Here is a 22,617-nt window from a genome sequence, read left to right as displayed (position 1 = left end):
CCCGGAAACCGGTGGCCTTGCGGATCGCAGTTTGAAATGCCGATACATGACGCGCAGAACGAAGCCGCTGAACCGGCTGCGCGATGTTGTTCATTCGAGAGAATGGGGAGAGTGACCGTTCGGCTGCCGGGCGATACGCCCGCCGAGTGTCGACCCGGCTATAAGACAGCATTGAGAACATTTCGGTCTCCCATGTTTTCAGGAGACGAACGGCGCGTGACCAAAGTTGGTTCCACACTTTTACCGCAGAGATCGATTTAGCGCGCCCTGTCCCGATCTCAACAGAATTCTTTCGGGACAGGCGGGGCCTCCCGGCGCCCCTGTTTTCCATGGCGGAAGCGTCCTGCGCCCGCGACCGCCAGGGGGCGCGATGCCGAGCTCGTCGAGGGGGGAAACGCTGGAGAAGGACGGCCGGGAGTATCCCGTCAAGGACCGGCCCCTCCGAGCGCGTAACCACTTCTTAACCACGATCCGATTACCTCCGACGGTGCATGGCGGAGTGACGGGACAATGGTGGCGCGCACCTACACGGTGGCCTTCGAGGGAATCGAGGCGCGGGAAGTCGAGGTGCAGTGCGCCATCTCACCAGGGATTCCGGCGTTCACGATCGTCGGTCTGCCCGACAAGGCGGTCTCCGAAGCGCGCGAGCGGGTCCGCGCGGCATTGTCCGACCTCGCCATCGCCCTTCCGCCGAAGAAGATCACGCTCAACCTCTCCCCCGCCGACATACCGAAGGAAGGCTCCCATTTCGATCTGCCGATCGCCCTCGCCGTCCTCGCCGCGATGGAGATCCTGCCGGTCGACGAGGTAGAGCGGACGACCTCACTCGGTGAGCTGTCCCTCGCCGGAACACTCGTCGCCGTCCGCGGCGCCCTGCCAGCGGCCATCGCCGCCGCGGAAGCGGAACGTCGGCTGATCTGCCCGAAGGATTGCGGCGCCGAGGCGGCATGGGTCGCCGCGGCCGAGGTCATTGCCCCGGCGTCCCTCGGTGAGACCGTGCGGCACCTGACCGCGCAAACGGTCTTGCGGCCCGCCACCCCCGGCGAAGTGACGGGCGATCCGGGCGCGAAGGATCTGCGGGACGTGAAGGGTCAGGAACGGGCCAAGCGCGCCCTCGAGATTGCGGCCGCCGGGCGTCATCATCTCCTGATGGTCGGCACGCCCGGCTCGGGCAAGTCCATGCTGGCCGCCCGCATCGGCTCCATCCTGCCTCCGCTGAGCCCGGCCGAGGCGTTAGAGACCTCGATGATCCACTCCCTCGCCGGGCTTCTCGACAAGGGCGGCCTCTCCCGCGCCCGGCCCTTTCGCGAGCCGCACCACACCGCCTCCATGGCCGCCATCGTCGGCGGCGGGCGCGGCGCGAAGCCGGGGGAGATCAGCCTCGCCCATAACGGCGTCCTGTTTCTGGACGAGCTGCCCGAATTCTCCCGCGCCGTTCTCGAAACCTTGCGACAGCCCGTCGAGACCGGCGAAGTCGTGGTCGCCAGGGCCAACGCGCATGTGCGCTACCCGTGCGGTTTCATGCTGGTCGCCGCCGCCAATCCCTGCCGCTGCGGCTATCTCTGCGACCCGGGCAGGGCCTGCTCCAAGGCTCCGGCCTGCGGCGAGGATTACATGGGCCGGATCTCCGGCCCCTTGATGGACCGCTTCGATCTGCGCGTGGAGGTGCCGCCAGTGGCCTACGCCGATCTCGACCTGCCGGCGCCCGCGGAAGGCTCGGCGGAGGTCGCCGCGCGCGTGAGCGCGGCGCGATCCATCCAGAGTGCGCGCTTTGCCGGAATGGGCCGCGTGCGGGTCAATGCCGATGCGGACGGGGAACTGCTGGGCAGCATCGCGACGCCCGACGAGGCGGGGCGCTCGCTCCTGGCGCAGATCGCAGGGCGTTTCGGCCTCTCGGCGCGCGGCTACCACCGGGTGCTGCGGGTGGCGAGAACCATCGCCGATCTCGACGGGGCGGACGGCGTCACCCGGATCCACATTGCCGAAGCGGTGGGCTTTCGTCTCGCGATCGGCGGGATGGACGCCCCTGCTCAGTCGCGCGCGGCAACCGCGGCCTCGGCGGCCTCCCAGATCCGGGCGGTATAGTTCACCCCGTCGAACCGTTCCATTTCCTGAAGGCCGGTCGGCGACGTGACGTTGATCTCGGTAAGATAGTCGCCGATCACGTCGATCCCGACGAAAAGCTGGCCGCGCTCTTTCAGCGTGGGACCGATGGCGGCGCAGATCTCGCGATCCCGGTTCGTCAGTTCTGATTTCTCGGCACGGCCGCCCACATGCATGTTCGAGCGTGTCTCGCCCTCGGCCGGAACACGGTTGATCGCGCCAGCGGCCTCACCGTCGATCAGGATGACGCGCTTGTCGCCCTTCGTTACCGCGGGCAGGTACTTCTGCGCGATCAACGGCTCGCGGCTGAAGCTGGCGAAGAGTTCGTGGAGGGACGACAGGTTGCGATCCTCCTGCCCCAGCCGGAACACGCCTGCGCCGCCGTTGCCGTAGAGCGGCTTGAGGATCATGTCCCCATGCTCTTCCTTGAAGGCCCGCAGAACGTCCAGGTCGCGGGAGATCACCGTCGGCGGAATGAGGTCGGGAAACTTCAGGACCAGCAGCTTCTCGGGCGAGTTCCTCACCCAGAAGGGGTCGTTCAGGACCACCGTCCCAGCGGCTTCGAGCAGATGCGTCGTGGTGATGTAGAACATGTCGAACGGCGGATCCTGCCGCAGCCAGACGACGTCCATCGTCGCGAGGTCGAGTGTCTTTTCCTCTTCCACGGTCACATGGTTTCCCCGCTCGCGGCGCAGGGTCACGCGGCGCGCCCGGGCGACGGCCTTCCCCTCGACGAAACTCAGTCGCTCTGGAGCGTGGACCCAGATCTCGTGCCCGCGCGCCTGCGCTTCTTCGGCGAGACGAAAGGTGCTGTCGGCATCGATGTCGACCCGCTCGATCGGGTCCATCTGAAAGGCGATCCTGAGCGACATCGTGACTTCTCCTGACTGGCGCGCCTCTTGATGGCCGATGCCGCGGTCAGGCGCAACACGGGCAGACGTGGCGACGGGCCCCTGCGGATGGCGCCGGCCTCCGGCCCGGCGGGGACTGCCCGCGTGACCGCTGCCGCACGGGGCTGGAGATCAGGCGGTGAACGCGTTGCGAAGGATCTTCGTCCGCCCGGTCCCATCGACGAGCACCACGTCGAAGCGGGCGTCGCTGAGCAGCCCGTTCGGCGAGCTGGCGAGATACTCCGAAGCCGCCGCGGCGATGCGGGCCATCTGCCGCGCTCCGAGCCGCCATGCCGCCTCCTCGTGGGAGCGAGCGCTCTTCACCTCGGCAAAGACATAGGTCTCACCGTCCCGAGCCACGAGATCGATCTCACCGCCTGCCCCGCGCCAGCGCCGCGCCTCGATGGACAGGCCGGCCTCTTCGAGCGCGCGCTCCGCCGCGTCCTCGGCGGCGCGACCGCCATACCAGGAAACGCGCCCCGTCTCCCGTTTCCCTCCTGCCATGGACCGGCTCCGATCCCCGTCTCGCTCAGCCCTTCAGGCGGAGCGCCAGTTGATACATGTCCCGCTTCGCCGTCCCGAACCGCATGGCGATCTCGGAGGCGGCGGCCTTCATCGGAAGACGCTCGAGCGCGTCCAGAAGCGCAGCGTCGACTTCCTCCTGATCGATCGGCCGCGCGAGCGGCCTGTCCAGCACCAGAACGACCTCACCACGCAGGCCCTTGTCCGGGACGGCCTCCGCGAGCTCCGCAAGAGTGCCGCGGATCACCTCCTCGAATCGTTTCGTCAGCTCCCTGCAGATCGCGGCCTTCCGATCCGCTCCTGCAATATCCACCAGGTCCGCTAACAAACCCTTTATGCGTCTCGGGCTTTCGTAGAGCACCAGCGTCGAGGGAATATTCGCCAGTTCCTCCAGCACCTTGCGCCGTTCCGCCCCCTTGCTGGGAGGGAACCCGGCGAAGAGGAAGCGGTCGCTCGGCAGGCCGGACACCGACAGCGCTGCAAGCGCGGCGGACGGGCCGGGCGCGGCAGTGACGGGAAGCCCCTCGGCCACCGCGTCCTTCACCAATCGATACCCCGGATCGGCGACGAGGGGCGTGCCCGCCTCGGACACGCAGGCGACGGAGCCGCCGTCCCGGACGAGGCCGAGAAGGCGCGCGCGGTCCCCTTCGGAGCTGTGGTCGTGGTAGGCAACGATCCGCCGCCCCCGCGCCTTTATGCCATGCAGCTCCATCAGGTGCCGGGCCGTGCGGGTGTCCTCGGCGGCGATCGTATCCGCGGAGGCGAGAATATCGAGCGCGCGCAGGGTGATGTCGCGGGCCGAACCGATGGGCGTCGCAACGAGATAGAGGCCCGGCGCGAGAGCGACCTGCCGGGCAGGTGTTCCGCCGGCGCTGGCCTCGAAGCCGGTCTGATCGGTCTCGTCCGTCATTTACTTGCCGTCCCCCGTCACCTAGGCTCCCGTCCGACCCAATTGCCGAACTCCGGAAGAGTGAGACCTAGCCCATGACCGCCGTCCTGGACATCCCCCGAACGGCCTTAGCCCGCTTCGCAGCTCTGGCCTCCATCGTCCTTCTCGCCTCGTGCGGACCGCTGCCGATCACGAGTGGCGGCTCGGGCCCCTCCATCGACGCGAGCGCGCCGGTTCCCGTGGCCCTGATGATCCCGACGGGATCGGGCAACCCGCAGGACGCGCAGGTCGCCCAGTCCCTCGAGCGCGCCGCGCGCCTCGCGATGGCCGACCTGAACGGCGTCGAGATCGACCTGCGCACCTATTCGACCGGCGGAAGCGACGCACGGGCCGCGCAGGCCGCGAACACCGCCGTCGCCGAGGGCGCCAAGATCCTTCTCGGCCCGCTCTATTCCGGCGCCTCGAATGCCGCCGCAGTCGCCGTGGCCGACGAGGGCGTGAACGTCCTGTCCTTCTCCAACAATGCCGAGATCGCCGGCGGCAACCTGTTCCTGCTCGGCAATACCTTCGACAATACCGCCAATCGCCTCGTCGATTACGCGGCGCGGAACGGCCGCCGGAACATCTACGTCGTGGCCGGCGATTCGCCGGGTGAGGAAGTCGGCCGGCAGGCCATCGTGAACGCCATCGGCAGCTCCCGCGCGAGCCTCGCCGGCCAATCCCGCTTCACCGTCAGCCAGCAGGGCGTCGCCTCCGCCGCCCCGCAGATCGCCTCGCAGGCCCGTGCGGCAGGCGCCGACGCGGTCTTCTTCACCTCGGACAATGCCGGCGCCATGCCGCTCCTCGCCCAGCTCCTGCCGGAGAACGGCCTCGGCGCCTCTGCCGCGCAGTATATCGGTCTGGCCCGGCTCGACATTCCGTCCTCGGCGCTCAGCCAGCCGGGCCTTCAGGGGTCCTGGTTCGCCTTGCCCGATCCGAACACCACCACCGCGTTCCAGCGGCGCTACCGTGCCGCCTACGGCAGCGATCCGCATCCGCTTGCGGGCCTCGCCTACGACGGGATCGCCGCCATCGGCGCCCTCGTCGAGCAGCGTGGCTCGAATGCGCTGACCCGCTCCGCCCTGACGCAGGGCTCGGGCTTCACCGGCACGGGCGGCATCTTCCGCCTGCGCAACGACGGCACCAATCAGCGGGCGCTCGCCGTCGCCCAGATCCGCAACAACACGGTGGTTGTCGTTGACCCTGCTCCCAGAGGCTTTGGCGGCGCCGGTTTCTGAACCGGACCCGTCTGCCTACGTCACAATCCCGCCGGACAGCCTCATCTGTCCGGCGGTTGCCATTTTCGACCGTGATGCCGTGCGCTCCGAGATCGCCGAGGCGCTCTCGGACATCGAGGACCCGCGCGAGGGGGCCGGCGGACGCAACGCGGTCACCCAGGTCCTCGCGCGGGCCAGACGACGTGGCCGGACTGCGATCCAGACCGTGTTCGAGGCCGCGCCGAAGGAGTCGGCGGCGCTCGTCGCCTCCTATTCCTGGCTGACCGACGCGCTCGTCCAGGAGGCGTTCCGTGTCTCCTCCGAGATGATCCACCCACGGCAATCGCCGACGAAGGGCGAATCCCTCTCCGTCCTCGCCGCCGGCGGCTACGGGCGCGCCGAGATGGCGCCGCATTCGGATGTCGACCTGCTTTTCCTCACGCCGTGGAAGATCACCGGCTGGGCGGAGAGCGTCATCGAGACGATGCTCTATATCCTGTGGGACCTGAAGCTGCAGGTCGGCCACGCCGCGCGGACGGTCAAGGAGTGCATCCGGCTCGGCAAGGAAGACTTCACCATCCGGACCTCGATGCTGGAACTGCGCCCCGTGGCGGGGGACGAGGCGCTGTCGGTCGAGTTGTTCGAACGGCTCTGGGAGGAGCTGTTCAGCACCACCGCGAAGGAGTTCATCGCCGCGAAGCTCGAGGAGCGCTCCGCCCGGCACAAGCGCCAGGGCGGGCAACGCTACATGCTCGAGCCGAACGTGAAGGAGGGCAAGGGCGGGCTGCGGGACCTGCAATCGCTCTACTGGATCGCGAAGTACGTCCACTGCGTCATCCGCATCCGGGAGCTCGTCGCCCTCGGCGTCTTCACCGAGGCCGAGTACGGCGCCTTCCGCGAGGCGGAAACGTTCTTCTGGGCCGTTCGCGCGCATCTGCACCTGATCACCGGGCGGGAGATGGATCAGCTCACCTTCGATCTGCAGGTCGAGGTCGCCGCCCGGATGGGCTACAGCGACAGTGCCGGGCGCCGGGCGGTCGAGCGGTTCATGCAGGACTACTTCCGCCACGCGACGCGCGTGGGGGAGCTGACGCGGATCTTCCTGACGGCGCTCGAGGCGATCCATCTCAAGCCCGAGGGTACGATCGCCGGTTTCCTCAAGCGGCGTCGGCGGCGGAAGCTGCCGGAGCGCCTCGACGTGAAACAGGGACGTCTGACCTTCTCGGAGCCGGAGACGCTGCCGGACCATCCGCTCGACCTGCTCCGCATCTTCGACCAGTCGCTGCGCTCGGGGCTGCTCCTGCATCCCGAAGCGATGCGGATCATCGCGGCGAACCTGACCCTGATCGATGCCGCCGTGCGCAGCCGGAAGGAGGCCTCGCGGATCTTCCTCGACCTGCTGCTGAAGCATCGCAACCCGGAACCGGCCCTGCGGCGGATGAACGAACTGGGCCTCCTGGCGGCGTTCATTCCCGAGTTCGACCCGATCGTCGCGATGATGCAGTTCAACGTCTACCACAGCTACACGGTGGACGAGCACACCATCCAGTGCATCGGCCAGCTCGCGGCCATCGAGCGCGGCGAACTGGAAGAGGATCTTCCCCTCGCCACGGGGATCCTGCGGAACGGCGGCGTGAACCGGAAGGTGCTCTACGTTGCCATGCTGCTCCACGATATCGGCAAGGGGCGTCCGGAGGACCATTCTGTCGTCGGCGCCCGCATCGCGCGGACCGTCTGCCCCCGGCTGCATCTGAAGCCCGAGGAGGCCGAGACCGTGGAGTGGCTCGTCCGTTACCATCTGGTGATGTCCGACCTCGCGCAGAAGCGGGACATCTCGGATCCCCGCACGGTGCGGGACTTTGCCAAGGCGGTGAAGTCGAAGAAGCGGCTGGACCTGCTGACCGTCCTCACCGTCTGCGACATCCGCGGCGTCGGGCCGAACGTCTGGAACAACTGGAAGGCCATGCTGCTGCGGAGCCTTTACCGGCAGACCGACGAGGCACTGGAGAACGGCCTCGAAGCGCTGAACCGGGAGAATCGCGGCGCTGAGGCGAAGCGCGCACTGCGCGCGGCGCTGTCCGACTGGCCCGCGGCAGACGTGCGATCGGAACTGGCGCGGCACTACCCGCCCTACTGGCAGGGCCTTCCGACCTCCGCCCATGCGACGCTTGCCGGGATGCTGCGCGGGCTGCCGGCGGACGATATCCGGATCGACCTGACCCCGGATGCGGACCGTGACGCGACCCGCGCCTGTTTCGCCCTGGCGGACCATCCGGGGATATTCAGCCGTCTCGCGGGCGCGCTCGCCCTCGTCGGGGCGAACGTGGTGGATGCGCGGACCTATACCAGCAAGGACGGTTGGGCGACGGCGATCTTCTGGGTGCAGGACGCGGACGGCGCGCCGTTCGAGGAGGACCGCCTGCCGCGGCTGAACGAGATGATCCTGCGCACCCTCAAGGGCGAAGTCAGCGCCCGCGAGGCGCTGGTGTCCCGCGACAAGGTGAAGAAGCGCAACAGCGAATTCCGCTTCCCGACGTCGATCACCTTCGACAATGACGGATCGGAGATCTACACGATCATCGAGGTCGATACGCGGGACCGTCCGGGCCTGCTCTACGACCTGACCCGCACATTGGCGGAGGCGAACATCTACATCGCCTCGGCCGTGATCGCGACCTATGGAGCGCAGGTTGTGGATACGTTCTACGTCAAGGATCTGTTCGGTCTGAAGTTCTACACGCGGTCCAAGCAAGCCGCGCTGGAACGGCGTCTGAGGGAGGCGGTCGCCGACGGCGCCCGCCGGGCGGGACAGGGGTGAACCCGTCGTCTTCGGGCGGTGCCCGCCCGGGGCGCTCCGCCCACCGCCGCCCCTCACGGGGCATCTTCGTGAAACGTGAAGGGGCGCGCGCGTGAAACCCGTTCGTCTGATGTCGGGCTTCCTGACCGTCGGGGTCTGGACCCTCCTCTCCCGCGTGCTCGGCTTCACGCGGGATATCATTATCGCCGCTCGGCTCGGTGACGGGCCGGTGGCGGAGGCCTTTCTCGTGGCCTTTTCGCTGCCCAACATGTTCCGCCGGTTCTTTGCCGAAGGCGCTTTCAACATGGCGTTCGTGCCGCTGTTCGCGCGCAAGCTCGAGGCGGGCAAGGATGCGCTCGGCTTCGCGCGGGACGCGGCGACCGGCCTCGCCTCGCTCCTGATCGTGTTCACGCTGATCGCGCAGGTGGCGATGCCGGGGCTGGTCCTCGCCATGGCGAGCGGGTTTGCCGAGGATGAGCGGTTTCCCATGGCCGTCCTCTTCGGGCGGATCTGCTTTCCGTACATCCTCCTGATCTCCCTCGCGGCGCTCCTCTCCGGCGTGCTGAACGCTTCGGGACGCTTCGTGGCCGCCGCGGCGGCGCCGGTCATGCTGAACGTGGTCCTCGTGACGGCCGTCCTCGCGGCGGGCTGGGCGGGCTGGCCCTACGGCCTCGCGCTCTCGGTCGCGGTGCCGGTGGCGGGCGTCGCCCAGCTGGCGATCCTGTGGATCGCGGCGGCGAAGGCGGGGTTCCGGGTGATCCCCCGGCGGCCGCAACTCACGCCGGAGCTGAAGCGGCTGGCGCGGATCGCGGGGCCGGCCATGCTCGCCGGCGGCGTGATGCAGATCAACCTGCTCGTCGGCCGGCAGGTGGCGAGCTACTACGACGGCGCGATCCAGTACCTGAACCTCGCGGACCGGCTCTACCAGCTGCCCCTCGGCGTCATCGCCATCGCCATCGGCGTGGTGCTCCTGCCGGACCTGTCACGGCGCATAGCGGCGGAGGATACGGTCGGCGGCAAGGCGGCGATGAACCGGGCGGCGGAATTCGCGCTTCTCCTCACCGTTCCGGCGGCCCTAGCCCTCGTGGCGATCCCCGGTCCGATCGTCTCCGTGCTCTACGAGCGCGGCGCCTTCGATGCCTCCGCGGCGGCGCGAACGGCAATCGTCACCGCGATCTACGGCGCAGGCCTGCCCGCTTTCGTCCTGCAGAAGGTCTGGCAGCCGCTCTACTTCGCCCGCTCGGACACGAAAACGCCGTTTCACTACGCGCTGGTGGCGATGGTGGTGAATGCCGGCGTGGCGCTGGGGCTCGCGCCGTGGCTCGGGTTCTACGCCGCGGCCCTCGGCACGACGCTTGCGGGCTGGATCATGCTGGCGCTCTTGGTCAGGGGTGCGCGGGGCATGGGGGAGGCGACGCGCGTGGACGACCGCCTGCGCCGCCGCATCCCCCGGATCGCCCTGTCCGCGCTGCTGATGGCGGCCCTGCTCGTCGGCCTCGCCTGGCTTCTGCGAGAGCCTCTTGCGCAAGGCGGCTGGCGCTATCTTGCGCTCCTCGGGCTCGTCGCCTCCGGCATCCTCAGCTACTTCGCCTTCGCCCAGTGGCTCGGAGCGACGCGGCTGTCCGAGATCACCGGCGCGATGCGGAGAGGGCGCTGAGGGTCAGCGCGTCCGGATTGTGGCCAGGAGCCGGGACCAGCCTCCGGGGCTGAGGACACCGGACAGCACGAACCCCGTCAGGAAGCCGGTGATCTCCGCGATCCAGTCGTTCGTCGCACCGAAGAGCACGCCGAATATGAGTTGGAGCCCCATCAGGAACCCGATCAGCGTGAAGGCGCGGAAGCGGTTCTCCCCTCGCGCGCCGTAGCCCACCCAGAGCAGGAACGTGTAGCTGCCGATCAGCCCGTAGGCCGCCGGGAATCCGCCGAAGAGCGGGCGCGGATCGTTGGTGAGCAGCCCGAAGGCGCAGGCCCCGAGGATCGCCGAGGCGAAGAAGATCACGGCGACCGCGACGGGCGAGAAGACCTCGGCCACCATCTTGCCGAGCGCCAGCACGAAGACGGCGACGAAGACCATGTGCGTGAAGGAGCCGTGGACGAAGGGATAGGACACGAAGCGCAGAAGGTGCTCGGGCGGAAAGCGGCGTGTCTCCAGCATCCAGTCGAAGATCTCGCCGGAGAAGGCGAACCGTTCGAGCGCGAAGATGCGCAGATCGCGCGGCGGCCCCATCGCGGCGACGAAGCCCGAGGAGTTCAGGGCGAACCAGATCTCGACGGCGAACATGGCGCCCGCGAGGGCCAGCACCACCGGCGGGAGGCGATTGAAGGGAGAAGCGTCGTGGTCGGTGTCCATTCGGGCGCCGCCTTTCTTGACGGGAAATGCGCCCCCAAGTAAGCGAGCCTGTCAGCGAAATAAAGCCGGAGCCGATCCAATGTCCGCCCCCGTGACCGAATCCTCCGCCTTCACCCAACGGGTCTTCTCAGGCATCCAGCCGTCCGGCGGCCTGACCTTGGGGAACTACCTCGGTGCCATCCAGCGCTTCGTCGGGATGCAGGAGACCGGCGGCTACGAGACGATCTACTGCCTCGTGGACATGCACGCGATCACGGTCTGGCAGGACCCGGCGCGCCTCGCCGATGCCACTCGGGAAGCGGCGGCCGGCTTCATCGCCTCGGGTGTCGATCCCGAGAGATCCATTCTGTTCAACCAGTCCCGCGTGCCGGAACATGCGCAGCTGGCCTGGATCTTCAACTGCGTCGCGCGCCTCGGGTGGATGAACCGGATGACCCAGTTCAAGGACAAGGCCGGCAAGAACGCCGAGGCCGCCTCGCTCGGCCTCTACGCCTACCCTGCCCTCATGGCCGCGGATATCCTCGCCTATCACGCGACGCACGTTCCGGTGGGCGAGGATCAGAAGCAGCACGTGGAGCTGACGCGGGACATCGCGGCGAAGTTCAACCACGATTACGAGACGGACTTCTTCCCGATGACCGAGCCCGTGATCGAGGGGACCGCGACGCGCGTGATGAGCTTGCGGGACGGCTCCAAGAAGATGTCCAAGAGCGATCCGTCGGACATGAGCCGGATCAACCTGACGGATGATGCGGACACCATCGCCAAGAAGATCAAGAAGGCGAAGACGGACCCGGAGCCCCTGCCCGGGACGGCGAAGGAGCTGGACGGCCGCCCCGAGGCGCGCAACCTCGTCAACATCTACGCCGCCCTGTCGGGGCGGAGCATGGACGAGGCGATGACCGAACTCGCCGGTCAGCAATTCGGGCAGTTCAAGCCCATGCTGGCCGAGCTTGCCGTGGAGAAGCTCGCACCGATCTGGACCGAGATGAAGCGGCTGACGGACGATCCCGCCGAGATCGATCGGATCCTTGCCCGCGGCGCCGAGCAGGCCCGCGAGATCGCGGCGCCCATCGTGAAGCGCGCCTACGAGATCGTCGGGTTGTCGGCCGGCTGACACGCCGCGCCGGGGCCGGAGGGTCCGCCGCCGCGCGGGCCCCCTCCGTCCGGCTCACGCCCGACTGAAGGACGGAGCGCCGTCCCGTCCGGGAGGGCGCTCCGGTCGTTTCGCCCGGCGGACGAGGTCCGCCGCTGGGTCAGTCGTCGTCGGTGTTAGCGATGTTGAGGCCGACGGTGGGTTCGGCGCGCAGGAAGTCGTAGCCGAAGCTTCCGACCCAGCCATCGGAGACGTAGCCGACATTGGCGCCGATGCCGGACAGGCCGGTGTCGAGGTAGTAGGTCCCGGTCAGGCCGCCGGCGATGCTGTCCGTCTGGTCGGTGGACCACAGGCCCGCCGTGGCGCCGAAGCCACCACCACCGCCGAGAGCGAGGTTCAGGCCGAAGCTGAACAGGGCATCCGCGGATGCGGGGCCGGACAGGAGCATGACGGCCGATGCGGTCAGGGCGAGTTTCTTCATCGTGAGCGGACCTTTCGGATGGTGTTCGAGGAGGGGTTAAGCCCAGCCGCGCGAAGATGTCCACGCATCCGGCAGCGGCGATTCGCCTCTGCCCGCCAAAGGTGTGGCCAGCGCGCAACCGGCAGCGAGCCAGCCGCAACCCGGCCGCGTCAGCGGGACGCGGCGGCGGGGCTGGCATCCCGCCAGTGCAGCCAATACGGTCGCCTGCAGACTTCAGAGGACGGAACCGATGGCCACCGGAGACGCAATCCGCACCTATTACGAGGGGCGCTGGCAGGACGGCGACGCGCTGATCATGCGCGCGGCCGATCACGGCAGCTGGCTCGGCTCGACCGTGTTCGACGGCGCGCGCTACTTCGAAGGCGTCGCGCCCGATCTCGACCTTCACTGCGCGCGGGTGAACGCCTCCGCCAAGGCGCTGATGATCACCCCGACCGTGGACGCCGCGGAAATGGTGGATATCGTCCGCGAGGGGCTCGCCGCCTATTCCCCGGACGATGCCGTCTACATCCGTCCGATGTACTGGGCGCTCGAGGGTGGCGATCTCGGGGTCCTGCCGAAGGAAGGGGCAACGGGCTTCGCGATCTGCCTCGAGCGCATCCCGATGGCGCCCGAAGGCACATCCACCACGCTCTGCCGCACCCGCTTCCGCCGCCCGGTGCTGGAGACCAACGTGGTCAATGCCAAGGCCGGGTGCCTCTATCCCAACAATGCGCGGATGCTGGCCGAAGCGCGCTCCAGAGGCTTCGGCAACGCGCTCGTCGCCGATGCGGCGGGCAACGTGGCCGAATCCGCGACGGCCAATGTCTTCATCGTGAAGGACGGTGTCGTGAAAACGCCTGTGCCGAACGGCACGTTCCTCGCCGGCATCACCCGCGCCCGGCACATCGCCAATCTGCGCGAGGACGGGGTCGAGGTGATCGAGACCGTCCTGAGCTTCGAGGATGTCGCCGCGGCGGACGAAGTCTTTCTCACCGGCAACATGATGAAGGTGACGCCCGTCACCGCCTTCGAAGACGTCACCTACGCGCACGGACCGATGACGCGCCGCGCGCGAAAGCTATACTGGGATTGGGCGCATTCGCGATGAGCGTCGCGGATCAGGTGGACGAGCATCCCGCGAGACGTCATCATGGCCGGCGGAGCGGAGAGAGATGATGCGCAAGTTCCTGGTCGTGCTGGATGACAGTCGCGAATGTCTGAATGCCATGCGCTTCGCCGCGATGCGCGCGGCGAAGACGGGCGGTGGCGTGCAGATCCTCGCCATCATTCCCACCGACGAGTTCCAGCACTGGATCGGCGTCGGCGACGTGATGCGCGCCGAAGCCCGCGAGCGGATCGAGGCGCATTACGAGGTCTTCGCCAAGTGGATGCGGGACCGGCAGGGAATCAATCCCGAACTGGTGATCCGCGAAGGGGATGCCGTTCCCGAACTGATGGAGCTGGTCGAGACGGATTCCGAGATCGGCGTCCTCGTCCTCGGCGCAGGAACGGGCAAGGGCGGGCCCGGCCCCCTCGTCTCCCATTTGACCCGCACGGCAGGCAGCCTGCCGATCCCGATCACCATCGTTCCGGGAGAGATGTCCAAGGAGCGGCTCGAAGCGGTCACCTGAGGGCCGGGTGCGCCCTTCCCCGCGCGAATGCTTCGGAAGACTGCGAATGCGCCCCTGCGGGGGGCGGGCTCTCTTTAGAACCATTCCAGAAACGTTGACATTCCGCCTGCCCCTTCGCATATAGGGTCCAAGCCGAAAGGGGGCCGTCCGATGTTCATCCAGACCGAATCCACGCCGAACCCGGCAACGCTCAAGTTTCTTCCGGGCCAGACCGTGCTCGATGCCGGCACCGCCGATTTCCCGAGCCCGGACACCGCCGGGAAGTCTCCGCTGGCGTCCCGCGTCTTCGGGGTGGACGGCGTGACGGGCGTGTTCTTCGGCACGGACTTCATCACCGTGACCAAGGAAGACGGCCGCGAGTGGGAGCACCTGAAGCCCGGCGTGCTCGGCGCTATCATGGATCACTACCAGTCCGGCGCGCCGGTCATGGACGAGGGCACCGCCCCCGCCGCCGGTGACGGCCACGCCGTCCACGAGGGCGAGGACGGCGAAATCGTCGGCCAGATCAAGGACTTGCTGGACACCCGCGTGCGTCCCGCCGTGGCTCAGGATGGCGGGGACATCACGTTCCACGGCTTCGAGCGCGGCGTCGTCTACCTTCACATGCAGGGCGCCTGCGCCGGTTGCCCCTCCTCCACGCTGACGCTGAAGATGGGGATCGAGAATCTCCTGCGGCATTACATTCCCGAGGTGACCGAGGTTCGGCCCGTCGGTGTCTGAGGGGCCCCTCATACTCAGCTTCGACACGTCGGCCGCGCATTGCGCGGCCGCTGTCATGTCGGGCCACCGGGTTCTGGCAGCCTGTGTCGAGACGATGCAGACCGGTCAGGCCGAACGACTGATGCCGCTCTTGGCCGAAGTCCTTGGCGCCGCCGGCGCATCGCCGCAGGACGTGACCGCGATCGGCGTCGGCACGGGGCCCGGCAACTTCACCGGCATTCGCATCGCCGTCTCCGCCGCGCGGGGGCTTGCGCTGTCCCTCGGGCGGCCGGCGATCGGCGTGGGCGTGATGGAGGCCCTGGCGGAAGGGACAGGGGGGCGGGTGCGCTCCTGTCTCGACGGCCGGCGCGGCGCGGCCTACCTTCAGGATTTCGAGGGCGGCGCTCCCGCTGAACCCTGCCTCGCCGAGCTCGACCGCCTCCCGGCAGCGCCGGCCGGCACCGTCTGCATCGGCCCCTTCGCCGAGGAGATCGCCGGACGCCTTGGCCTGTCCGTCGCCGCGCCCGCCCTCCCCATCGCCGAGGCCATCGGACGGATCGCGCTCCGCCGTCATGCGCAGGAGGGCCTGACGCGTCCGGCCCCGCTCTACCTCAGGCGCGCCGATGCGGCGCCCTCCTCGGATCCCCCCCCGGCCATACTGCCGTGATCCCGGAGGACGCCGCGGGGCTGGCCGCGCTCCATGTCCGGTGCTTCGAGACGCCCCGCCCCTGGTCCGCCACGGAGATCGCCTCCCTCGCGCGTTCGCCCGGCGCCTTCCTCATCGGCGACGATGCCGCATTTCTGCTCGGCCGCGCGATTGCGGGCGAGGCGGAACTCCTGACCCTTGCCGTCGACCCTGCGCTTCGCAGGCAGGGACGGGCCGGCGCTCTACTGGCGGAATTCGAGATGGAAGCGCGGCACCGGGGCGCGGAGACCGCCTTTCTCGAGGTCTCGGAACGCAACGCCGCCGCCCGTGCGCTCTATGACGCGAGCGGCTGGAGCGAGGCCGGACGGCGGGGTCGCTACTACAGCGCCCCGGACGGCGCCTTGATCGATGCCCTCGTCCTCACCAAGCCCCTTTCCACGCCTCGGGCCAGGGGCTGAGGCCCGTACTCTCCCGGTTCCCCGGCGTCCAAGTCCTTTAAAAATGGTTGACCGTCCGGCGGCGCTGCGCCCTAATCCTCCGGCAGCGGCGGGCCTCCCTCAAGCATGACCGATGACAGGTCCGAAGGGATGGCCCCGACTGCACACAACCGGGAGATACAAGACCATGACCATGATGCGCACATTGCTCGGGGCGGCCACCGCAACCGCTCTGACCGCGGGGGCCGGACTGGCCGAGCCGGCGCTGATCTTCGACCTCGGCGGCAAGTTCGACAAGTCGTTCAACGAGAGCGCCTACATGGGCGCCGAGCGGTGGGCCGAAGAGACCGGCGGCGAGTATCTCGAGATCGAGATGCAGTCGGAGGCCCAGCGGGAGCAGGCCCTTCGCCGCTTCGCCGAGGCCGGGGCCAACCCAATCATCACCACGGGCTTCGCCTTCTCCGACCCGATCGGCCAGGTCGCGCCGGATTACCCCGACACCGATTTCGTGACCATCGACGGCTATGTCGATGCGCCGAACGTCCTGACCATCGGCTTTGCCGAGCACCAGGGCTCCTACCTCGTCGGCGTCATGGCCGCGATGGCCTCCGAAGGGGATACCGTCGGCTTCATCGGCGGCATGGACGTGCCTCTCATCCGCAAGTTCGCCTGCGGCTACGCGCAGGGCGTGAAGGCGGTGAATCCCGACGCCACGATCATCTCCAACATGACCGGCACCACGCCGGCCGCGTGGAACGACCCGGTCACGGGCTCCGAGCTGACCCGCGCGCAGATCGGCCAGGGCGCCGACGTGATCTATGCCGCCGCCGGCGGCACCGGCGTCGGCATCCTGCAGACCGCGGCGGATGAAGACATCCTCTCCATCGGCGTGGACAGCAACCAGAACTTCCTGCATCCGGGCCAGGTCCTGACCTCCATGACCAAGCGCGTCGACAACGCCGTCTACGACGTGATGATGTCGGGCGACGATCTCGAGACCGGCACCGTCCAGATCCTCGGCCTCGCCGATGACGGCGTCGGCTACGCGGTGGACGAGTACAACGAGGAGCTGATCACCGAAGAGATGGCCGCCCGCGTCGAAGAGGCGAAGGCGAACATCATCTCCGGCGACGTCGAGGTGCACGACTACACCTCGGACGACAGCTGCCCCGACCTGTCGTTCTGATCGCGACCGGCACCTGAACCCGGGCGGGCCGCGATCGGCCCGCCCTCCCCCGTCCGAAAGCTCTCCCTCCATGACGCAGACCGCCCCCGCCGCCGAGGCTGCCGCCGATGCGCCACCGGCCATCGAACTGCGCGGCATCTCCAAGTCCTTCGGCCCGGTCAAGGCGAACAAGGACATCTCGCTGAACATCCGCCGCGGCACGATCCACGGGATCATCGGCGAGAACGGCGCCGGCAAGTCCACGCTGATGTCGATCCTCTACGGCTTCTACAAGGCCGACCGGGGAGAGATCCTGATTGGCGGAAAGCCGGTCGACATCCCCGACAGCCAGGCAGCGATCCGTGCCGGCATCGGCATGGTGTTCCAGCACTTCAAGCTGGTTGAGAACTTCAGCGTTCTGGAGAACGTCGTCCTCGGCGCCGAGCAGGGCGGACTCCTGCGGCCCTCCCTCGCGCGGGCACGAACGCTCCTGACGCAGCTTGCCGCCGAGTACGAGCTGAACGTCGACCCCGACGCGAAGATCGAGAATCTCGGCGTCGGGATGCAGCAGCGGGTGGAGATCCTGAAGGCGCTCTACCGCCAAGCCGACATCCTGATCCTGGACGAACCGACCGGCGTTTTGACCCCCGCCGAGGCGGATCACCTTTTCCGCATCCTCCGCGGGCTCAGGGACGAGGGGAAGACGATCATCCTCATCACCCACAAGCTGCGGGAGATCATGGAAGTCACCGACACCGTTTCGGTCATGCGCCGCGGCGAGATGACGGGGACGGTAAAGACCTCGGAGACCAGCCCGCAGGACCTTGCCGAGCGCATGGTGGGGCGCGAGGTGCTCCTCAGGGTCGACAAGGCCCCGGCCACGCCCGGTGAGACCGTGCTCGACGTGAAGGACCTGCGCGTCGTCGACGACAAGGGCGTCGAGCGGCTGCGCGGGGTCTCGCTGAACGTCCGCGCGGGCGAGATCCTCGGCATTGCCGGCGTCGCCGGGAACGGCCAGTCGGAGATCCTCGACGTGCTCGGCGGCACCTGCACCGCGACCGGCACGGTCCTGATGAACGGCGAGGAAATCGACCTCTCCGGCAAGCATTCGGACGGGCGCTCGCGCCGCAGGCGCGGCATCGCCCATGTGCCCGAGGACCGGCAGCGCCTCGGGCTGATCATGGATTTCCACGCCTGGGAAAACACCGGTTTCGGCTATCACGACGACCCCGCCTACGGCTCCGGTATCCTGATGAACAACGCCGCTTTGCGCGAAGACACCGCCGGCAAGATGGAGCGGTTCGACGTGCGGCCGCCGAACCCGGCGCTCGCGGCCAAGAACTTCTCGGGCGGCAACCAGCAGAAGATCGTGCTTGCGCGCGAGATCGAGCGCAATCCGGCCCTCCTGCTCGTAGGCCAGCCGACCCGCGGCGTCGATATCGGCGCCATCGAGTTCATCCATCAGCGGATCGTCGAGCTCAGGGACGCCGGCAAGGCGATCATCCTCGTGTCGGTGGAGCTGGAGGAGATCCTCGCCCTGTCGGACCGCATCGCGGTGATCTTCGACGGGCGGATCATGGGCGAACGGCTGCCCGAGGAGACGGACGAGCGCGAGCTCGGTCTCCTGATGGCCGGAATCGACCACGCTCCGGGTGACAAGCCCGACTGGCAGGTCGTCGAAGAACAGCTGAAATCCAAGCGCGGCGAGGTGAACTGATGGACGTGATGCCTCGCTGGGCGGACGTGATCCTCGTCCCCGTCATCTCGATCATCCTCGCCTTCGCGATCTCCGGCCTCGTCATCCTCGGCATCGGCGAGAACCCGTGGGATGCACTGACGACCATGGTTTCGGGTGCCCTCGGTTCGACCTATGGCTGGGGATATACGCTCTATTACGCGACCAACTTCATCTTCACCGGCCTCTGCGTCGCCGTCGCGTTCCATGCGCGGCTCTTCAACATTGGCGGCGAGGGTCAGGCGGCCCTCGGGGGCCTCGGCGTCGCCCTCGTGTGCCTCGCGGTTCCGTGGCCGCACTGGGCGCTGGCCCTGCCCGCCGCCATCTTGGGCGGTGCGCTCTTCGGCGCGTTCTGGGCCGCGATCCCGGCCTGGGCGCAGGCCTGGCGCGGCAGCCACATCGTCATCACGACGATCATGTTCAACTTCATCGCCGCGGCGCTCCTCAACTACCTCCTGGTCAACACGTTGAAGCCCCAGGGCTCGATGGACCCCGCGACGGCCCGCTTCACCGAAGGCGCCCACCTGCCGACGCTGGCGGAGATGCTGAACCCGATCGGCATTCCGTTCTCCGGCGCCGGCCCCGCCAACGTCTCCTTCGTCATCGCGCTTCTGGCCTGCCTTCTCGTCTGGATCCTGATCTGGCGCACCCGGCTCGGCTACGAGATCCGCGCCTATGGCCATTCCGAGCCGGCAGCGGTCTATGCCGGGATCTCGCCGCGCAGGATCATCATGCTGACGATGATGATCTCCGGCGCGCTGGCCGGCCTGATGGCGATCAACAACGTCATGGGCGAGGCGGAGAGGCTGGTGCTGAACTCCGTCGAGGGCGCGGGCTTCATCGGAATCGCCGTGGCGCTGATGGGACGCTCGCATCCCCTGGGCGTCCTCCTCGCCGCGATCCTCTTCGGATTCCTCTACCAGGGCGGCGCGGAACTCGCGCTCTTCACCTCGATCCCGCGCGAACTGATCGTGGTGATCCAGGCGCTCGTGATCCTCTTCACCGGTGCGCTCGACAACATGGTGCGGATGCCCATCGAGGCGCTCTTCCTGCGGGCCCGCGACCGCCGCGCCGCGAAGGCGAGCGCCGAGCCTCCCGCCGGTCCAGAGGCCAAGACGGAGCCCGCGGCACGATGAGGATGGAGCCGACAGCCCGCACCCTCGCGACGACGACTGCCCCGCGCCCCGCGCGGGACCGCTCCGCCTGCCCGTTTCCCGCCAGATCGAGGACCTGATGGACTTCGCCACCCTGCTGCAGATCCTCGACTCGACGCTGCGCCTCTCGGCGCCGCTGATCCTCGCCTGTCTCGCCGGGCTCTTCTCCGAACGCGCGGGCATCCTGGACATCGGCCTCGAGGGCAAGATGCTCGTCGCCGCCTTCGCGTCGGGCGCCGTCGCCTACACCACGGGCAGCGTGTGGATCGGGCTCCTGGCCGCGATCGGCGCCTCGATGGTGCTGTCGGCCATCCACGGCGTCGCCTCCATCACCTTTCGCGGCAACCAGCTCATTTCAGGCGTCGCGCTGAACTTCCTCGCCGCCGGGATGACGGTCCTCATCGCGCAGTCCTGGTTCGGTCAGGGCGGTCGCACGCCGTCCCTCTTCGGCGGGGCGCGGTTCGAGCCGGTCACGCTGCCCTTCGCCGAGGCGCTGGCAGATGTGCCGATCCTCGGGCCGATCTATGCCGACCTGCTCTCAGGCCACTCGATCCTGGTCTATGTCGCCCTCCTCACGGTGCCGCTGACATGGTGGGTCCTCTTCCGCACCCGCTTCGGCCTGCGCCTGCGAGCCGTTGGCGAGAACCCGGCGGCGGTGGACACGGCCGGCGTCAGCGTCGTCGGTCTGCGCTATGCCTCCGTCGCCATCGCCGGCCTCCTCTGCGGCATCGCCGGCTCCTACCTCTCCACCGGCCTGCAGGCCGGCTTCGTGAAGGACATGACCGCCGGCCGCGGCTACATCGCGCTCGCCGCGCTCATCTTCGCCAAGTGGCGGCCGTGGTACGCGCTCGGCGCCTGCCTGCTCTTCGGCCTCCTGCAGGCGCTGGCCCTGCGCTACCAGAACCTCGACATCTTCGGCATCCCCTTGCCGACCCAGATCATGGACGCGGCGCCCTATATCCTGACCGTCGTCATCCTTGCGGGCTTCGTCGGCAAGGCCATTCCGCCGCGGGCCGGCGGCCAGCCCTACGTTAAGGAACGCTAAGCCGCCGACAGGGGGGCTTTCTGCCCCGGCGCCCATTGCCGCAGGGCAGAAAATCGGCGTATCAGGCGCCATGCAGATCTACCTGCCCATCGCCGAAATCTCGGTCAATGCCATCCTCCTTCTGGGGATCGGTGGCCTTGTGGGCGTGCTGTCCGGCATGTTCGGGGTCGGCGGCGGATTCCTGATCACGCCGCTGCTGTTCTTCGTCGGCATTCCGCCCGCCGTGGCGGTCGCGACGTCGGCGAACCAGATCGTCGCTTCCTCCGTCTCAGGGGTGCTCGCGCATCTCAGGCGGCGCACGGTGGACCTCAAGATGGGGACCGTCCTGCTCTGCGGCGGCCTCGTCGGGGCGGCGATCGGCGTGTGGCTCTTCAACATCCTGCGCAATGCCGGTCAGGTCGATCTGATGGTCCGGCTCTGCTATGTCGTGTTTCTCGGCGCAGTTGGCGCGCTCATGTTCGTCGAGAGCCTCAGGGCGATGGTCCGCAACCGGCGCGCACCGCCCAAGCCCCGGCGTCAGCGCGGCTGGGTCCATGCGCTTCCGTTCAAGATGCGCTTCCGGGTCTCCGGCCTCTACATCTCCGTCATCCCGCCCGCGATCGTCGGGCTGGCCGTGGGCATCCTGTCGGCGGTGATGGGTGTCGGCGGCGGCTTCGTCATGGTGCCTGCGATGATCTATCTTCTGGGAATGCCCACGAAGGTCGTGATCGGCACCTCGCTCTTCCAGATCATCTTCGTCACCGGCTTCACCACGATCCTCCACGCCGCCACGAACCGGACGGTGGACATCGCCCTGGCGCTCCTGCTCCTCATCGGCGGAGTGATCGGGGCCCAGTTCGGCACGCGGATCGGCGCGAAGATGAAGGCCGAGCAATTGCGGGTCCTCCTGGCGCTGCTCGTCCTGTCGGTCTGCATCAAGCTCGCGCTGGACCTCCTGATCCGACCGGACGAGCTCTTCTCCCTGCAGCCGGTGCTGCTATGAGCCGCCTTGCCCTGCTCCTTCTGTCGCTTCTTCTGCCGTCGCTGGCCGCGGCGCAGGACATCGTCGCCGATCTCAGCCAGAACCGCGTCTCCATAACCACGAGTTTCGACGGCTCGGAGCTGCTCGTCTTCGGGGCGATCCGGCGGGGCGGCGCCGAGCGGGAGGACGAGGATGTCGACGTCATCGTCACGCTCGAAGGGCCGCAGCATCCCGTCACCGTGCGCGAGGCGGAGCGCCGGGCCGGAATCTGGGTGAATACCGAATCCTTCGATATCGCCGCCGCGCCCGCCGTGTACCGCATCGCGACGAGCCATCCGCTGGACGACATCCTCTCCGACGGCTCGGACCTCGTCCACCGCGTGACCGTCGAGCGGGTGATCCGCACCGGTGGCATCCCCGATCATTTCGAGCAGTCGGGCGAATTCATCGACGCTCTGGTGCGCATCCGGGAGGCGTCGGGCCTCTACGCGATGCAGGAAGGCACCGTGCAGATCGCGGAGCAGTCGCTCTTCCGCACCACCTTCGAGCTGCCCTCCTCCATCGAGGAAGGGAACTACCGGGTGCGGATCTTCCTGCTTCGGGAAGGCCGCGTGGTGACGCAGCTGGAGCGGCTCGTCGGCGTCCGGAAGGTCGGAATAGAGCGCTTCGTCTACAATCTCTCGCAGGAACAGCCACTGGTCTACGGCATCCTTGCCGTGGTCATCGCGGTGATTGCCGGCTGGGCCGCATCGGCGGCCTTCGGGCGGCGCGGCTGAGG

Annotated in this window: 21 protein-coding genes; 16 read left to right on the top strand and 5 right to left on the bottom strand. The window is 68.1% G+C overall.

Annotated elements, in window-relative coordinates:
* Positions 1–510 precede the first annotated feature (510 nt).
* Positions 511–2,085, top strand: a complete 1,575-nt coding sequence (locus tag RM543_RS07140; protein ID WP_311690203.1) for a YifB family Mg chelatase-like AAA ATPase — start codon at positions 511–513, stop codon at positions 2,083–2,085.
* On the opposite strand, the gene gshB is transcribed toward RM543_RS07140, so the two are convergent.
* The 3 genes from gshB to rsmI form a co-directional block, all read right to left on the bottom strand.
* Entirely contained in the window at positions 2,031–2,975 is a 945-nt protein-coding gene (gene gshB, locus RM543_RS07135; protein ID WP_311690202.1) for a glutathione synthase, read from the bottom strand. The genes RM543_RS07140 and gshB overlap by 55 nt on opposite strands.
* 150 nt (positions 2,976–3,125) lie before the next feature.
* Positions 3,126–3,497, bottom strand: coding sequence for a YraN family protein (locus tag RM543_RS07130; RefSeq protein WP_311690201.1), 372 nt, complete (start codon positions 3,495–3,497; stop codon positions 3,126–3,128).
* A 25-nt stretch (positions 3,498–3,522) separates the two neighbouring features.
* Complete coding sequence (gene rsmI / locus RM543_RS07125) at positions 3,523–4,425, bottom strand: 16S rRNA (cytidine(1402)-2'-O)-methyltransferase (protein WP_311690200.1); 903 nt, start codon at positions 4,423–4,425, stop codon at positions 3,523–3,525.
* A gap of 74 nt (positions 4,426–4,499) precedes the next feature.
* On the opposite strand from rsmI, the gene RM543_RS07120 reads away from it, so the two are divergent.
* The 3 genes from RM543_RS07120 (at position 4,500) to murJ (ending at position 10,114) form a co-directional block, all read left to right on the top strand.
* A complete protein-coding gene (locus RM543_RS07120; protein WP_311690199.1) occupies positions 4,500–5,681 on the top strand; it encodes a penicillin-binding protein activator in 1,182 nt (393 codons plus the stop codon).
* The gene (locus RM543_RS07115) at positions 5,641–8,478 is read left to right on the top strand and encodes a [protein-PII] uridylyltransferase (protein ID WP_311690198.1); all 2,838 of its coding nucleotides are present in this window, start codon (positions 5,641–5,643) and stop codon (positions 8,476–8,478) included. Before RM543_RS07120 ends, RM543_RS07115 begins: the two co-directional genes overlap by 41 nt.
* 91 nt (positions 8,479–8,569) lie before the next feature.
* Positions 8,570–10,114 carry a murein biosynthesis integral membrane protein MurJ gene (gene murJ, locus RM543_RS07110; protein ID WP_311690197.1) on the top strand — a complete coding sequence of 515 codons (1,545 nt, stop codon included), beginning with the start codon at positions 8,570–8,572 and terminating at the stop codon, positions 10,112–10,114.
* Positions 10,115–10,117: 3 nt separating this feature from the next.
* Here the strand turns inward: murJ and RM543_RS07105 are convergent, their stop codons facing one another.
* Positions 10,118–10,807, bottom strand: a complete 690-nt coding sequence (locus tag RM543_RS07105; protein WP_311690196.1) for a rhomboid family intramembrane serine protease — start codon at positions 10,805–10,807, stop codon at positions 10,118–10,120.
* A 79-nt stretch (positions 10,808–10,886) separates the two neighbouring features.
* Between RM543_RS07105 and trpS the strand changes: the two genes are divergently transcribed.
* A complete protein-coding gene (gene trpS / locus RM543_RS07100) occupies positions 10,887–11,924 on the top strand; it encodes a tryptophan--tRNA ligase (protein WP_311690195.1) in 1,038 nt (345 codons plus the stop codon).
* Positions 11,925–12,063: 139 nt separating this feature from the next.
* Here the strand turns inward: trpS and RM543_RS07095 are convergent, their stop codons facing one another.
* Positions 12,064–12,384, bottom strand: coding sequence for a hypothetical protein (locus RM543_RS07095; protein ID WP_311690194.1), 321 nt, complete (start codon positions 12,382–12,384; stop codon positions 12,064–12,066).
* A 229-nt stretch (positions 12,385–12,613) separates the two neighbouring features.
* Between RM543_RS07095 and RM543_RS07090 the strand changes: the two genes are divergently transcribed.
* The 11 genes from RM543_RS07090 (at position 12,614) to RM543_RS07040 (ending at position 22,615) form a co-directional block, all read left to right on the top strand.
* Positions 12,614–13,474: a branched-chain amino acid aminotransferase gene (locus tag RM543_RS07090; RefSeq protein ID WP_311690193.1), complete on the top strand. Its 861-nt coding sequence runs from the start codon at positions 12,614–12,616 to the stop codon at positions 13,472–13,474.
* 67 nt (positions 13,475–13,541) lie between these two features.
* Positions 13,542–13,997 (top strand): universal stress protein, encoded by a 456-nt coding sequence (locus tag RM543_RS07085; RefSeq protein WP_311690192.1) that lies wholly within the window; start codon positions 13,542–13,544, stop codon positions 13,995–13,997.
* A gap of 150 nt (positions 13,998–14,147) precedes the next feature.
* A complete protein-coding gene (locus tag RM543_RS07080; protein ID WP_311690191.1) occupies positions 14,148–14,717 on the top strand; it encodes a NifU family protein in 570 nt (189 codons plus the stop codon).
* Complete coding sequence (tsaB, locus tag RM543_RS07075; protein WP_311690190.1) at positions 14,710–15,363, top strand: tRNA (adenosine(37)-N6)-threonylcarbamoyltransferase complex dimerization subunit type 1 TsaB; 654 nt, start codon at positions 14,710–14,712, stop codon at positions 15,361–15,363. The genes RM543_RS07080 and tsaB overlap by 8 nt, the downstream gene beginning before the upstream one ends.
* Positions 15,360–15,800: a GNAT family N-acetyltransferase gene (locus RM543_RS07070; RefSeq protein ID WP_311690189.1), complete on the top strand. Its 441-nt coding sequence runs from the start codon at positions 15,360–15,362 to the stop codon at positions 15,798–15,800. Before tsaB ends, RM543_RS07070 begins: the two co-directional genes overlap by 4 nt.
* Positions 15,801–15,966: 166 nt before the next feature.
* Positions 15,967–16,965 carry a BMP family lipoprotein gene (locus RM543_RS07065; RefSeq protein WP_311690188.1) on the top strand — a complete coding sequence of 333 codons (999 nt, stop codon included), beginning with the start codon at positions 15,967–15,969 and terminating at the stop codon, positions 16,963–16,965.
* 70 nt (positions 16,966–17,035) lie between these two features.
* Positions 17,036–18,661, top strand: a complete 1,626-nt coding sequence (locus RM543_RS07060; RefSeq protein ID WP_311690187.1) for an ABC transporter ATP-binding protein — start codon at positions 17,036–17,038, stop codon at positions 18,659–18,661.
* Positions 18,661–19,815, top strand: coding sequence for an ABC transporter permease (locus RM543_RS07055; RefSeq protein WP_311690186.1), 1,155 nt, complete (start codon positions 18,661–18,663; stop codon positions 19,813–19,815). Before RM543_RS07060 ends, RM543_RS07055 begins: the two co-directional genes overlap by 1 nt.
* A gap of 97 nt (positions 19,816–19,912) precedes the next feature.
* Complete coding sequence (locus RM543_RS07050; RefSeq protein WP_311690185.1) at positions 19,913–20,878, top strand: ABC transporter permease; 966 nt, start codon at positions 19,913–19,915, stop codon at positions 20,876–20,878.
* Between the two features lie 70 nt (positions 20,879–20,948).
* Positions 20,949–21,860 carry a sulfite exporter TauE/SafE family protein gene (locus RM543_RS07045; protein WP_311690184.1) on the top strand — a complete coding sequence of 304 codons (912 nt, stop codon included), beginning with the start codon at positions 20,949–20,951 and terminating at the stop codon, positions 21,858–21,860.
* A complete protein-coding gene (locus RM543_RS07040) occupies positions 21,857–22,615 on the top strand; it encodes a TIGR02186 family protein (protein WP_311690183.1) in 759 nt (252 codons plus the stop codon). Before RM543_RS07045 ends, RM543_RS07040 begins: the two co-directional genes overlap by 4 nt.
* The last annotated feature ends 2 nt before the right edge of the window (positions 22,616–22,617 follow it).

The organism is Tropicimonas omnivorans, assembly GCF_031846565.1.
Classification (GTDB): Bacteria; Pseudomonadota; Alphaproteobacteria; order Rhodobacterales; family Rhodobacteraceae; genus Tropicimonas_B; species Tropicimonas_B omnivorans.
The sequence above is the reverse complement of the archived record's forward strand: the minus strand, read 5'-3'. Positions and strand labels throughout refer to the sequence as shown.